10 protein-coding genes are annotated in these 13,190 nt (G+C 74.3%); 8 read left to right on the forward strand and 2 right to left on the reverse strand.

What is annotated here, in order from left to right; genetic code table 11:
- Nucleotides 1-96: 96 nt before the first annotated feature.
- From AB0M03_RS23055 to AB0M03_RS23065, 3 genes are all read left to right on the forward strand, one after another.
- Complete coding sequence (locus AB0M03_RS23055; RefSeq protein ID WP_363493763.1) at nucleotides 97-1,410, forward strand: histidine kinase; 1,314 nt, start codon at nucleotides 97-99, stop codon at nucleotides 1,408-1,410.
- Nucleotides 1,407-2,054, forward strand: coding sequence for a response regulator transcription factor (locus tag AB0M03_RS23060; RefSeq protein ID WP_363493765.1), 648 nt, complete (start codon nucleotides 1,407-1,409; stop codon nucleotides 2,052-2,054). Before AB0M03_RS23055 ends, AB0M03_RS23060 begins: the two co-directional genes overlap by 4 nt.
- Before the next feature lie 131 nt (nucleotides 2,055-2,185).
- Nucleotides 2,186-2,884 carry a Pr6Pr family membrane protein gene (locus tag AB0M03_RS23065; protein WP_363493766.1) on the forward strand — a complete coding sequence of 233 codons (699 nt, stop codon included), beginning with the start codon at nucleotides 2,186-2,188 and terminating at the stop codon, nucleotides 2,882-2,884.
- 167 nt (nucleotides 2,885-3,051) lie between these two features.
- Here the strand turns inward: AB0M03_RS23065 and AB0M03_RS23070 are convergent, their stop codons facing one another.
- Nucleotides 3,052-4,674: an ABC-F family ATP-binding cassette domain-containing protein gene (locus tag AB0M03_RS23070; RefSeq protein ID WP_363493768.1), complete on the reverse strand. Its 1,623-nt coding sequence runs from the start codon at nucleotides 4,672-4,674 to the stop codon at nucleotides 3,052-3,054.
- Between the two features lie 518 nt (nucleotides 4,675-5,192).
- Between AB0M03_RS23070 and AB0M03_RS23075 the strand changes: the two genes are divergently transcribed.
- The 3 genes from AB0M03_RS23075 (at nucleotide 5,193) to AB0M03_RS23085 (ending at nucleotide 8,170) form a co-directional block, all read left to right on the forward strand.
- Entirely contained in the window at nucleotides 5,193-5,690 is a 498-nt protein-coding gene (locus tag AB0M03_RS23075; RefSeq protein ID WP_363493770.1) for a DUF4232 domain-containing protein, read from the forward strand.
- A 50-nt stretch (nucleotides 5,691-5,740) separates the two neighbouring features.
- A complete protein-coding gene (locus tag AB0M03_RS23080; RefSeq protein WP_363493772.1) occupies nucleotides 5,741-7,378 on the forward strand; it encodes an ABC-F family ATP-binding cassette domain-containing protein in 1,638 nt (545 codons plus the stop codon).
- A gap of 192 nt (nucleotides 7,379-7,570) precedes the next feature.
- Nucleotides 7,571-8,170 carry a GNAT family N-acetyltransferase gene (locus AB0M03_RS23085; protein ID WP_363493774.1) on the forward strand — a complete coding sequence of 200 codons (600 nt, stop codon included), beginning with the start codon at nucleotides 7,571-7,573 and terminating at the stop codon, nucleotides 8,168-8,170.
- A gap of 67 nt (nucleotides 8,171-8,237) precedes the next feature.
- On the opposite strand, the gene AB0M03_RS23090 is transcribed toward AB0M03_RS23085, so the two are convergent.
- Nucleotides 8,238-9,194, reverse strand: coding sequence for an aldo/keto reductase (locus AB0M03_RS23090; RefSeq protein WP_363493776.1), 957 nt, complete (start codon nucleotides 9,192-9,194; stop codon nucleotides 8,238-8,240).
- Between the two features lie 292 nt (nucleotides 9,195-9,486).
- Here AB0M03_RS23090 and AB0M03_RS23095 point away from each other — a divergent pair, with 292 nt between their 5' ends.
- Together AB0M03_RS23095 and AB0M03_RS23100 are read left to right on the forward strand one after the other, a co-directional pair.
- Complete coding sequence (locus AB0M03_RS23095; protein WP_363493778.1) at nucleotides 9,487-11,016, forward strand: carbohydrate binding domain-containing protein; 1,530 nt, start codon at nucleotides 9,487-9,489, stop codon at nucleotides 11,014-11,016.
- 544 nt (nucleotides 11,017-11,560) lie between these two features.
- The gene (locus tag AB0M03_RS23100) at nucleotides 11,561-12,961 is read left to right on the forward strand and encodes an SDR family NAD(P)-dependent oxidoreductase (protein WP_363493779.1); all 1,401 of its coding nucleotides are present in this window, start codon (nucleotides 11,561-11,563) and stop codon (nucleotides 12,959-12,961) included.
- Nucleotides 12,962-13,190 lie beyond the last annotated feature (229 nt).

Raw genomic sequence — 13,190 nt, forward strand, 5'->3', positions numbered from 1 at the left:
CCTCCGGCAGGACAGGACCTGCTCCCCCGCCCGGGGGAGCAGGTTCCCTTCTTCCTGCCGATGCGGCGGGCGCCACGGGAGTGGCAGGGTCGGGGCATGGACTCCGCCGGCCTTCCGACACCCGTGCGCCGCCGCAGTGTGCTGCACGGCCTTCGTGCAGCACGCCGCGCGTCCCGTGCGGCGCAGTACGGGCGGCGGGTCGCGCTGCGCTGGGTCCATCTGGTGCTCGGCGGCGCCCTGCTGATGCCGTACTGGCTGCTCACCATGGTCGTGGTCGGGGTTCTGCTGCCCCGCACGGCGTCGCAGCACTCCATCGCCGGACAACTGCTGGCACTGGCCGCGGCACTGCCGATGGCCGCGGTGACCGGGCTCGTCCCGGTGGTGCGGGCACTGGAGAGCACCGCCGCCCGGGCGCTCTGCGCGGGCACGGCCGCGGCCCGGCTGTCGGTGCTGCCCTCCCGGTCGTGGGCGGCCCGGCGGCGCACGGCCGCCTGGTTCACCCTGCACCTGTTCCTCGGCGGGGTGGTGGCCGGAATGTCCCTCGCGATCCCGCCGGCCGTGGTCGCCCTGCTGGTGCTGCCGACGGACGGCGACTGGCAGCAGTACTGGTTCGGCGACCACCCGCCGCCCGCACCGCTGATCGCCCTCGGCCTCGCCCTGCTGCTCGCTGGCGCGATCGTGGCGGCGGGCGCCCTGCTGGCCCGCGCGGCCGGGCCGCTGCTCGGCCCCACCCCGGCCGAACGCATCGCCGCCGCCGAGCGGCGGGCCCTGGAGCTGGCCCGGCGGAACCGGCTGGCCCGCGAACTGCACGACTCCGTCGGCCACGCGCTCGGCGCGGTGGCGATCCAGGCGGCCGCCGCGGGCCGGGTGCTGCGCAGCGACCCGGAGTTCGCCGCGGAGGCGCTCGCCGCGATCGAGGCGGTGGCCCGCGACGCGGTGGGCGAGCTGGACGCCGTCCTCGGACTGCTGCGCGAGGAGGAGCCGGCCGGCGGCGGGCCCGCGCTCGACGGGCTGGACACCCTGCTCCGGCGGACGGCGTCCGCCGGGGTGGCGGTGGAGGCACGGCTCGACCCCGGCCTGGGCGACCTGCCGCCGGCGATCTCCCGGGAGGTGTACCGGATCGTCCAGGAGGGGCTGACCAATGTGCTGCGCCACGCCGGGCCGGTGCCCGCCCGGCTGCACATCCGGATCGACGACGGGAAGCTGACCGTGGACCTGACCAACCCGCCGGGGGCCGGCCGGAGAACGAGGGAAGGCGGCGGGCGCGGCCTGCCCGGGATCACCGAGCGGGTGGCCGCACTGGGCGGCACCGGCAGTGCCGGGCCCGACGCCGCCGGCGGCTGGCGGCTCGCCGTCCGCATCCCCCTGGCCACCGGCCGCGCCGGGGCCGGGCAGGAGGCGGGCGCATGATCCGCGTGCTGATCGCCGACGACGAGCGGCTGGTCCGCACCGGGCTGCGGGTGGTGCTGGACGCCGAACCCGACCTCACCGTGGTCGGCGAGGCCGAGGACGGCGCCGCCGTGCTGCCGCTGGTCCGCGAGCTCCGCCCGGACGTGGTGCTGATGGACGTCCGGATGCCCGGCACCGACGGCATCCGCGCCACCGAGCTGCTCACCGCCGAACCGGACGCGCCCCGGGTCCTGGTGGTCACCACCTTCGAGCACGACGATCACGTGTACGGGGCGCTGCGGGCGGGCGCCGCCGGGTTCCTGCTGAAGCGGGCCCGCGCGGAGGAGATGGTGCAGGCCGTCCGGACGGTCGCCGGCGGCGACTCCCTGCTGTTCCCGGAGGCGGTGCGCCGGATCGTCCCGGGCCCGGCGGAGTCGTCGGCGGCGGGGGCCCGCCGGCTGCTGCACCGGCTCACCGCGCGGGAGCGCGAGGTACTGCGGCTGATGGCCGACGGGCTGAGCAACGGGGAGATCGCCGAGCGGCTGGTGGTCAGCCCGGAGACGGTGAAGACGCACGTCGGGAACGTGCTCGCCAAGATCGGCGCGCGCGACCGCACCCAGGCCGTGGTGCTCGCCTACCGCTCCGGATTCATGGCCGCGGGGTGATCCACCGGCGCCGCGCACGCAGCTTCCACAGCTCACCTACCGGCGGGTAGAGTGCGGCGACCGGCCTGCCTGCCGACCCATCGGTCACCACGGCGGGCCGCGTCCGCACGCCGACGAGAACTGGTGAACCCATGACAGTCCGGACCAAGCCCGCCCTCTGGTGGCGGCTGGCCATCGTGCTCTCGGCCGGCCTGGGGCTGGTCCTCAGCAACAGCTCGCTGGTGTACTTCACCCTCGAGAGCAACGTCATCGTGCTCGGCTACTTCATCGGCGCCGTGTACTGGATGGTCAAGCGCAACACGGTGGACGCGCCCGCCCCGCGGCTGCGCGGCGCCGCCACGCTGTACATCGTGATCACCGGCCTGGTCTCGCACATCCTGCTCCAGCACGGCGAGAACCCGCTGCCCGGCCTGATGTCCGGCCCGGAGCGGCTGCAGCACTGGTCGAGCTTCTTCCTGCACTACGTCACCCCGGTGCTCGTCGTGGGCGACTGGCTCTTCCTCAAGCCGCGCAACGCCTCCCGCTGGAAGGACCTGCCGCTGTGGCTGTCCTTCCCGCTCGGGTACGCCCTGGTCACCGAGGCGCGGGCCATCCTCTTCCCGTCCTTCCCGCTGAAGTACCCGTACTTCTTCCTCGACCCGAACCCGGAGGGCTACGGCTGGGTGGCCGGCCAGATCGCCCAGCTGACGGTCGAGTTCGTCGTCCTGGGCGCCGTGGTGATCGGCCTCGACCGGCTCGGCACCAAGCTGGTCGGCGGGCGCCGCCGGGCCGCCGGAGCGGAGACGGCCGCAGCGGACGCGTCCGCGGCGGGGACGGCCGCCGGGGGCTGACCGCCGCAGGCCGGCGCCGCACGGCGCCGGCCCCCGAGAACCCGCCGGGGAGGGAAGATCGCAGGGGGTCGGCCCTCCCCGGCGCCTCCGCTTCGTGCGCCCGCACCCACGGTGCGGGCGCACGGGCATTTTCGCGGCGGGTGCCGCCGGACCCGTACGGCCTGCGGCTACAGCGGGTCGACGGTGTGCAGGCCGTCGCCGTCGAGCTCCAGCCAGCGGGTGACGCCGATCGACCGCAGGAACGGCAGGTCGTGGCTGACCACCACCAGCGCGCCCCGGTAGCCGGCCAGCGCCTGGGTGAGCTGGCGGACGCTCGCCAGGTCCAGGTTGTTGGTCGGCTCGTCCAGCAGCAGCAGCTGCGGCGGCGGCTCGGAGAGCAGCAGCGCGGCCAGCGTGGCCCGGAACCGCTCGCCGCCCGACAGCGTGGCGGCGGGCCGGTCGGCCCGCTCACCGCGGAACAGGAACCGGGCCAGCCGCGCCCGGATCGCGTTGTTCCCCGCCGAGGGGGCGAACTGCCGCACGTTGCCGACCACGCTCAGCTCGTCGTCCAGCAGGTCGAGCCGCTGCGGGAGGTACCTCATCGGCACCGGCGTGCCCACCTCCCCGGCCGCCGGGGCGAGTTCGCCCGCGACGGTGCGCAGCAGGGTGGTCTTGCCGGAGCCGTTGCGGCCGACCAGGGCCACCCGCTCCGGGCCGCGCAGCTCCAGGTCGATCGGTGCTGCGCCGACCGGCCCGTGGGCCGGGCGCACCCGGTCGAGGAGGAGTACCGTCCGTCCGGCCGGGACGGCGGTGTGCGGCAGGTCGATCCGGATCTCGGCGTCGTCGCGGACGGCCTCCTCCGCCGCGGTCAGCCGCTCCTTCGCATCGGCGAGCCGCTCGGCGTGCATGCCGCGCACCCGCCCGGAGGTCGCCTCGGCCTTGTTCTTGAACGCCCCGGCGAGGATCTTGGGGTCGTTGCGCTGGGCGGACTTCGCCTTCCCGTACGCGGCGCTGCGCTCCAGCCGGGCGCGGGCCTCGATCAGGTCGCGCTTCTGCCGCTGCACGTCGGCCGCGGCATTGCGCACCAGCCGCTCGGCGGTCTCCTGCTCGGCGGCCAGCGTCCGCTCGTAGTCCGCGAAGTTGCCGCCGTACCAGGTCACCGCGCCGTCCCTGAGGTCGGCGATCTGGTCGACGTGCTGCAGCAGTTCGCGGTCGTGGCTGACGATCACCATGACACCGCGCCAGGCGGCCACCGCCTCGTACAGCCGCGCGCGGGCGGACCGGTCGAGGTTGTTGGTGGGCTCGTCCAGCAGCAGGACGTCCGGGCGGCGCAGCAGCAGGGCCGCGAGGTGCAGCAGCACGCCCTCGCCGCCGGAGAGTTCGCCGGTGGTGCGGTCCAGGTCGAGTCGGCCGAGGCCGAGCCGGCCGAGGGTCTCCCGGGCGCGCTCCTCGACGTCCCAGTCGTCGCCGACCGCGGTGAAGTGCCGCTCGTCGGTGTCGCCGGACTCGATGGCGTGCAGGGCCTCGCGGGCCGCCCGGATGCCGAGCGCCTCGTCGACCTGCTCGTCCTGCCGCAGGGTGAGGCCCTGCGGCAGGTAGCCGAGCTCGCCGCCGACCCGGACGGTGCCCGAGGTCGGCGTCAGCTCCCCGGCGATCAGCCGGAGCAGCGTCGACTTGCCGGCCCCGTTGAGGCCGATCAGACCGGTGCGGCCCGGCCCCACCGCGAGGTGGAAGCCGTCGAGGACGGGGACGCCGTCCGGCCACTCGAAGGACAGGTCGGTGCACAGGACGGAAGTGGTGGGTTGCGCCATGGATGGCCTCCTGCGGGTTGCTTTTGGTGTGGGAGGGAGCAACACGGGAGACACCGCGGGAGCGGCAGGACGGCACAAGGCGGGCACGGGCACCGTGGAAGGTCCGGCTCTCGTCCGAGGTCGCACGCTCACGCACGCTCGACCGCCGACGGGTGATCGGGCGGGAGCACAGAGCGGTGTCTCGTGACCTCAGAAGAGCAAGGGCCTTCTCCAGACGTACGGGCTTGTCGTGCGAACGCCCACCACCGTACGGACCGCCCCGCGGAGCGGCAACGGATTTACGAGGGGCGAACAAAACAGAGGGGGCATCCCCAGGGGCGCGGGGAACTGCGCAATCCGGATGCGGGCAACCGGCGCGATCGAGCACTTGGCTCAACCCCACAATCCAGGCACACCGATCCTGGGCTGCGCAGTTCCCCGCGCCCCTACGGCGGAACCGCTGCAGTTCGGTCCGGCGTCTCCAGGGGTGCGGGCAGGCCGGTCGGTGGTGCCTGCCCGGTCCCGGACGGGGGACGATCATGATCGGCATCGGCAAGCGCACCCTGGCCCTCGGCTCCGCAGCCGCCCTCCTCGCCGCCGGCGGGGCGGTGGCCGCCGCGGAGAGCGTCCAGGCCGCGTCCACGACCCCCACCTGCCGGGCGGGCGACCTGTATCCGGCCGTCGGCAGCCCGCAGGAGGCCGCGGGTTCCTTCCTGTACCCGGTGGTGTTCACCAACACCGCCACCCGCTCCTGTGCGCTGCGCGGCTACCCCGGTGTCAGCGTGCTCACGGCCGGCCACGCCATGATCGGTGCACCGGCCGCCCGCAACGGGGTCCCGGTGAGCACGGTGGTGCTCACCCCCGCCGGGACCGCGACGGCGACGATCCGCACCAACGATCCGGGTGTGGTGCCGTCCTGCCGGACGACCTCGACCTACCTCGGGGTGTACCCGCCGGCGAGCACGCAGCAGAAGCTCGTCCCGTTCCACCTGCGGGTGTGCGGGGTGTTCGAGGTCAGCCCGGTGCAGAGCACCTGACCCCACGGCCGAACGGGCCGACGGCCCGCACGCCCTAGAATCGGCGCATCATGAGCGCCACTCTCGTAGTCAAGGACCTTGCCGCCGGCCACGGCGAGCGCACCCTCTTCTCCGGCCTGGACCTGGTGGTCGCGCCCGGTGACGTGATCGGCCTGGTCGGCGTGAACGGCGCCGGCAAGTCGACGCTGCTGCGGCTGCTGGCCGGCCTGGACACGCCGGAGGGCGGTGCGCTGCGCCTCAGCCCGCCGACCGCGAACGTCGGCCACCTGCCGCAGGAGCCGGAGCGCCGCGAGGGCGAGTCGGTGCGGGACTTCCTGGCCCGCCGGACGGGCGTGGCCGCGGCGCAGGCGGCACTGGACGAGGCCACCGAGGGCCTGGTGGAGGGCCGTCCCGGTGCGGACGACGCGTACGCGGCGAGCCTGGACCGCTGGCTGGACCTGGGCGGCGCCGACCTGGAGGAGCGGGCCGAGGAGGTCGCCGACCAGCTCGGGCTGAAGGTGTCGCTGGACCTGCCGATGACCGCGCTGTCCGGCGGCCAGGCGGCGCGGGCGGGCCTCGCCTCGCTGCTGCTGTCGCGCTACGACGTGTTCCTGCTGGACGAGCCGACCAACGACCTGGACCTGGACGGCCTGGAGCGGCTGGAGTCCTTCGTGAAGGGCCTGCGCGCGGGCACGGTGCTGATCAGCCACGACCGCGAGTTCCTGGCCCGCACGGTGACCCGGGTGCTGGAGCTGGACCTGCACCAGCAGCAGGTCAACCTGTACGGCGGCGGCTACGAGGCGTACCTGGAGGAGCGGGCGGTGGCCCGCCGGCACGCCCGCGAGCAGTACGAGGACTACGCGGACACCAAGGCCTCCCTGGAGGCCCGCGCGCAGATGCAGCGCAACTGGATGGAGCACGGCGTCCGCAACGCCCGCCGCAAGGGCGGGGACAACGACAAGAAGGCGCGGGCGACCCGCGCCGAGTCGACGGAGAAGCAGGCCTCGAAGGCCCGGCAGACGCAGCGCATGATCGAGCGGCTGGACGTGGTGGAGGAGCCGCGCAAGGAGTGGGAGCTGCGGATGGAGATCGCCACCGCGCCGCGCTCCGGCGCCGTGGTGGCCACCCTGCGGGGTGCGACGGCGCAGCGCGGGGACTTCTCCTTCGGGCCGGTCGACCTGCAGATCGACTGGGCGGACCGGGTGGCGATCACCGGGGCGAACGGCGCGGGCAAGTCCACGCTGTTGGCCGCCCTGCTGGGCCGGCTCGAACTGGACGGCGGCAGTGCCTCGTTGGGCTCCGGCGTGGTGGTCGGCGAGGTGGACCAGGCGCGCGGGCTGTTCCTCGGCGAGGAGCCGCTGTCGGCGGCGTTCGCCGCGGCGGTGCCGGAGTTCAGCGACGAGGAGGTGCGCACGCTGCTCGCCAAGTTCGGGCTGAAGGCGGTGCACGTGCTGCGTCCGGCGGGCACGCTGTCGCCCGGTGAGCGGACCAGGGCGGCGCTGGCGCTGCTGCAGGCCCGCGGGGTGAACCTGCTGGTGCTGGACGAGCCGACCAACCACCTGGACCTGCCGGCGATCGAGCAGCTGGAGTCGGCGCTGGCCTCGTACACGGGGACGCTGCTGCTGGTGACGCACGACCGGCGGATGCTGGAGGCGGTCACGGTGAACCGGCGACTGGTGGTCGAGGACGGCCGCGTCCGCGAGCTCTGACAACGGTCGCAGGTCGGCTGTCCGGCGGAGGGTGCCCGGGTGCCGGATCTGCAACGCAAGGGGCTGGAGGAGGTCCTGGTGCGGCTGTGACGGTCAGGGCGGGCGCCGGCCCCCGGAGAGGGGCGGGCGCCCGTCCCGGCGCGCCGGGAAAGGCGTTGAAGGCGCCGTTGGCCTGCACCGATAATCCTTGTCATGAACCACACTGCCGACGTTCCTGACACCGGCCCGCGCCCGGTGTCCGACGCCCGCCCGCCGGAGCTGCTGCCGCTGCCGCTCGGCGCCTCGCTCCGGCGCCGCCGGGTGGCGGACGCGGCCGCGCTCAACGAGGCCGTCCGCACCAACCTGGACCACCTGCGCCCGTGGATGCCGTGGGCGAAGGCCGCGCCGAGCATGGAGCACAGCATCGAGATGTCCCGGGCCGGCGAGGAGGTCTGGGACGCCGGCACCGACTTCATGTACGTGCTCGCGCCGGACGCCGAACCGGGCGAGGTGATCGGCGCGTTCGGCCTGCACGGGCGGATCGGGCCGGGCGCCCTGGAGATCGGCTACTGGGTCTCCGAGCGGCACGTCGGCCGCGGCCTGGCCACGGCGGGCGCGCGGGCGCTCACCGAGGCCGCGCTGGCCCTGCCGGGCGTCGGGCGGGTGGAGATCCACTGCGACGAGGCCAACACGGCGAGCGCGGCCGTTCCGCGGAAGCTCGGCTACCGGCTGGACCGGATCGACGAGGCACTGATCACCGCGCCCTCCGAGACCGGCCGCAAGCTGATCTGGGTCATGGAGCACACGGCCTGAAAGGGTGCACCACAAGGGGCGGGGGGACTGCGCAGTTCCCCCCGCCCCTGTTGCAGCCGCCCCGGTCTCAGTAGCGGTCGCCGACCGGGGCCGGCAGGGCGTCCAGTTCGGCGAGGTCCTCGGCGGAGAGCCGGACCCCGGCCGAGGCGGCGTTGTCCGCCAGGTACTTCGGCGTCTTGGTGCCCGGGATCGGGATCACCAGCCCGCCCTGCGCCAGCACCCAGGCGAGCGCCACCTGGGCGGTCGTGGCGCCCGTCCGCCCGGCGATCTCCTCGACCTTCGCCACCAGCGCCAGGTTGGCCTCCAGCGCCTCGGCCTGGAAGCGCGGCAGGGTGGCCCGCCAGTCGTCGGCCGGCAGGTCGCCGGTCGAGGAGAACCGGCCGGCCAGGAAGCCACGGCCGAGCGGGGAGAACGGCAGGAAGGCGATGCCGTTGGCCTCGGTGAAGGGCAGCACCTCGGCGAGCGCGTCCCGCGTCCACAGCGAGAGTTCGGACTGCACGGAGGCCACCGGGTGGACGGCCTGCGCCCGCTCGATCTGCTCCACCGTCACCTCGGACAGGCCGATCTGCCGCGCCTTGCCGGCCTGCACGGCCTCGGCGAGGGCTCCCCAGGTCTCCTCGATCGGCACCTTCGGGTCGACCCGGTGCAGCTGGTAGAGGTCGACGTGGTCGGTGCCGAGGCGGCGGAGGCTGTCGTCGATCGCCTTCCGCACGTGCTCGGGGCGCCCGTCGTTGCCGACCCGCTCGCCGCCCGTTCCGGGCACCAGGCCGACCTTGGTGGCGAGCACCGCCCGCTCGCGGTACGGCCCGGCCAGTGCCTTGCCGACCAGTTCCTCGTTGTCGTACGGGCCGTAGATGTCGGCCGTGTCGATCAGGGTGACCCCGAGGTCGAGCGCCGTGCGGATCACCTCGACCGAGGTGGTGTCGTCCCGACCGTTGGGGTCGTAGGCCCAGGTCATCCCCATGCAGCCGAGTCCGACCACTCCGACCTCGGGGCCCTCGGTGCCGAGCTTGGTGGTGCGCATTGCTCCTCCTTCGGTGGTGATCCGGTCGCAGGGCAAGCCTGCCGGTTGGAGTGCACTCGAGGTCAAGTCGGAATCCGACGACCCGTCAGCAACCGGAGGGACGGAGCCGGAGCCGACGGACCTTAACGGCGCCGTAAGCCTCGCCCATGTGCGCCCAGGAGGGTTGACGCACTCAATGGTCTAGGCCATTTTGTGGTGAGCGGCGCCGCACACCGCCCCCTCGGCCCGCCCGCGCACCCCCACGACCCCACGACCCGCGCGGGCCCGGCCACGTCCCCGAAAGGCACTCCCCATGCCACGCGCGCTCCACCGCCATGCCGCCCGCCGCAAGGGCCGCATCGCCGCTGCCGTCTGCGCGGCCGCCCTCGCCGCGGGCGGCCTCTCCGTCCTCGCGTCCGGCGCCGACGCGGCCGCCGCCGACCTGCTCGCCAACCCCGGCCTGGAGAGCGGTTCGCTCAGCCCCTGGACCTGCTCCGCCGGCACCGGCTCCGTGGTCAACACCGGTGCGCACGGCGGCTCGTACGCGCTGCGCGGCGCCGCCTCCGCGAGCGACACCGCACAGTGCACGCAGACCGTCGCCGTCCAGCCGAACACCACCTACAGCCTCTCCGCCTGGGTGCAGGGCCAGTACGTCTACCTCGGCGCCACCGGCAACGGCGTCACCGACCCGGCCACCTGGACGCCCGGCGGCAGCAGCTGGCAGCAGCTGAGCACCAGCTTCAAGACCGGCCCCGCCACCACCAGCGTCACCGTCTACCTGCACGGCTGGTACGGCCAGGGCGCCTACCTCGCCGACGACCTGGTCCTCTCCGGCCCCGGCGGCACCCCGACCACCACGCCGACGGCGACGCCCACCACCACCCCGACCGCGACCGCCTCGCCCACCGCCACGGCGTCACCGACCGCGACCTCCAGCCCGTCCCCCACCTCCACCGGCCCCGCGGTGGCCGTCCCGGTCGCCCCGTACGTCGACATGGGCGCCTGGCCGACCCCCTCGCTGACCGCGATGGCGAGCGCCGGGAACCTCAAGTCCTTCACCCTCGCCTTCGTGACCTCGACCGGCTGCAAGGCCAGCTGGTTCAACGCCTACGACCCGCGCACCGGCTGGGGCAAGGACCAGATCGACGCGATCCGGGCGGCCGGCGGGGACGTCAAGGTGTCCTTCGGCGGCGCCTCCGGCACCGAACTCGCCCAGGCCTGCTCGACCGTGGACTCGCTCTTCGCCGAGTACGACGCCGTGGTGAAGGCCTACGGCCTGAAGTACGTCGACTTCGACATCGAGGGCGCGGCCGTGCCCGACACCGCCGCCAACGCCCGCCGCGGCGCCGCCCTCGCCAAGCTGCAGCAGGCCCACCCCGGCCTGAAGGTCTCCTTCACCCTGCCCGTGCTGCCCGAGGGCCTCACCGCCGAAGGCGTCTCCGTCGTCCGCGCCGCCCGTGACGCCGGCGTGGCCGTCGACCTGGTCAACGTGATGGCCATGGACTACAACCGACCCGCCACCGACTACGGCACCGACGCCGTGCAGGCCGCCCAGTCCACCCGCAACCAGCTCGCGACCCTCTACCCGGCCAAGAGCGACGCCCAGCTGTGGGCGATGACCGGCGTCACCCCGATGCTCGGCGAGAACGACGACCACGGCATCTACAACCAGGACGACGCACGGCAGTTGGTCGCCTTCGCCCAGCAGCACCACCTGGGCATGCTGTCCTTCTGGGAGATGGGCCGCGACGCCAACGCCTGCACCGGCGCCCTCTACAAGTGCACCAACATCCCGCAGAGCCCGTACGAGTTCTCGAAGATCTTCGCGCAGTACCGGGGCTGACACCGCACCGCCCCACCCGTACCGGCGACCCCCGGCGGAGCCCCAACCGGCCCGCCGGGGGTTGCCCCCATTCCACCCGTCGAACATCTGACTCATCCTCACATTGCTGGCGCATCATGGGCGTCGGCCGCCCGCCGCACCACAACTCCCGGGAGACGCCCGCACATGCCCTTCGACCGCGCCCTGCCGCGCCGCGCCTGGCACCACCTCGAGCCGCTGCACGCCGTGCTCTACTACGCCCCGAGGCCTTCGGCGCCGACCGCACCGAGCACCTGCTCGACCTGCTCGGCCCGCTCTTCCTCACCGTCGTCCGGGCCGGCCTCTTCCCGCCCGGCGGCACCCTCGGGATCATGACCGTCCCGACACCCACCTGGTGACAGCCCGGCACGGCGGCGCCGGTCGGTCTTAATCGATTCCGGCCTGACGGTGGCGGTCGCTAGGCTCCCAGCACCGCCGGGGCGGCCGGCTGCCCGGCGGCCCGGGCGGTGCACTGCGAGCCCCGCGACCGTCGCCGGGCCGCCGACCGAGCCCGAACGGAGGGGCCATGCTGCTGCACACCGAGCTTTCCGAGGACGAACTGGCCGCCTACGAGCACACCGTGGCCCGCCTGCGGAGGCTCCCCGCCGACCACCCCACCCGGGTCAGGGCGGAGAAGACCGCCGACGCGTTCATCCGCGAAGGCCGCCGCCGGCGCCGGCAGCAGGCGCAGGACCTCGCCCGGGTCGCCGACACCGCACTCGTGCACGCCACCGCCACCGGCGCGGTCGACCGCCGCGAGGACGCCCCGCTGGCCGCACCGGCCACCCCCGGACCGATCGGCACCCTCATACGCTCCCACCACTGCTATGTCTGCAAGTCGACATACCGTCAGATGGATGCGTTCTACCACCGGCTCTGCCCCCGCTGCGCGGCCCTCAACACGGCCCGCCGCACCCTCGGCACCGACCTGCGCGGCCGCCGCGCCCTGCTCACCGGCGGCCGGGTCAAGATCGGCTTCCAACTCGCCCTGATGATGCTCCGCGACGGCGCCGACCTCACCGTCACCAGCCGGTTCCCCGGCGACACCCTGCGCCGCTTCCGCGCCGCCGCCGACAGCGACACCTGGTGGGGCCGGCTCCGCGTGGTCGGCATCGACCTCCGCGACCCGCGCCAGGTCCTCGGCCTCTGCGAGCAACTGCACGCCGAGGGCAAGCCGCTGGACATACTGGTCAACAACGCCGCCCAGACCATCCGCCGGCCCCCGGAGGCGTACGCCCTGCTCACCGCCGGCGAGCAGGCCGAACTGCCCGCCGGTGCCAGGGTGCTGCACGCCCCCGGCTTCCGCCCGATGCCCGCGCTCGCCCCGGCCTGGCCCACCGCCGAGCTCGAGTCCGCCGAGCCCGCCGCCGCGGCCGCGGCCCCGGCCCTCCCGGCCGCGCTGCGGCCGGAGGCCGACGAGGCCGGCCTGCTGCCCGACACCGCCGAGCACAACTCATGGTCGGCCCGGCTCGGCACGCTGGACGCGGCCGAGGTCCTGGAGGTCCAGCTGGTCAACGCGGTCGCCCCGGCACTGCTCTGCGACCGGCTGCTGCCGCTGCTGCTCGCCTCGCCGCACCCGAACCGGTACATCGTCAACGTGACCGCCGTGGAGGGCCGGTTCGCCGTCCGCAACAAGACCCCGGACCACCCGCACACCAACATGGCGAAGGCCGCCCTCAACATGCTCACCCGGACCAGCGCCTCCGAACTGGCCAAGCACGGCGTCCACCTGTGCGCCGTCGACACCGGCTGGATCACCGACGAGACCCCGGCGCCGGTCAAGGCCCGCAAGTCCGCCGCGGGCTTCCGCACCCCGCTGGACATCGTCGACGGCGCTGCCCGGATCTACGACCCCATCGTCCGCGGCGAGGCCGGCTCCCCGGTCTCCGGCGTCTTCCTCAAGGACTACCAGGAGGCCGCCTGGTGAGCGGTCCGCAACGGCGGAGCGGGGAGCGACCGCACACCGGGCCGCTCCCCGTTCGGCTGCCGGGTGTGCCCGGAGGACGACGAGGAAGCCCGGCATGCCGAGGGCCGGCAGGTGGGTGCGCACCACCGAGAGCTGCATCTCGCCCTCGAAGTGGTGGTACTCGGTCAGTTCCCGCCGGCCGGTCCGAGGCGGTTCCGGGCACGCGAATACCACGAGGGGTCACGTCCGG

This window comes from Kitasatospora sp. NPDC051914 (genome assembly GCF_040680995.1).
Taxonomy (GTDB): Bacteria; Actinomycetota; Actinomycetes; order Streptomycetales; family Streptomycetaceae; genus Kitasatospora.

Bases quoted from the DNA above. Each gene is read 5' to 3' on its own strand.
- AB0M03_RS23090 (WP_363493776.1), bottom strand. From the start codon at position 9,194: ATGCGCACCACCAAGCTCGGCACCGAGGGCCCCGAGGTCGGAGTGGTC.
- AB0M03_RS23060 (WP_363493765.1), top strand. From the start codon at position 1,407: ATGATCCGCGTGCTGATCGCCGACGACGAGCGGCTGGTCCGCACCGGG.
- AB0M03_RS23080 (WP_363493772.1), top strand. From the start codon at position 5,741: ATGAGCGCCACTCTCGTAGTCAAGGACCTTGCCGCCGGCCACGGCGAG.
- AB0M03_RS23100 (WP_363493779.1), top strand. From the start codon at position 11,561: ATGCTGCTGCACACCGAGCTTTCCGAGGACGAACTGGCCGCCTACGAG.
- AB0M03_RS23085 (WP_363493774.1), top strand. From the start codon at position 7,571: ATGAACCACACTGCCGACGTTCCTGACACCGGCCCGCGCCCGGTGTCC.
- AB0M03_RS23095 (WP_363493778.1), top strand. From the start codon at position 9,487: ATGCCACGCGCGCTCCACCGCCATGCCGCCCGCCGCAAGGGCCGCATC.
- AB0M03_RS23055 (WP_363493763.1), top strand. From the start codon at position 97: ATGGACTCCGCCGGCCTTCCGACACCCGTGCGCCGCCGCAGTGTGCTG.
- AB0M03_RS23070 (WP_363493768.1), bottom strand. From the start codon at position 4,674: ATGGCGCAACCCACCACTTCCGTCCTGTGCACCGACCTGTCCTTCGAG.
- AB0M03_RS23075 (WP_363493770.1), top strand. From the start codon at position 5,193: ATGATCGGCATCGGCAAGCGCACCCTGGCCCTCGGCTCCGCAGCCGCC.
- AB0M03_RS23065 (WP_363493766.1), top strand. From the start codon at position 2,186: ATGACAGTCCGGACCAAGCCCGCCCTCTGGTGGCGGCTGGCCATCGTG.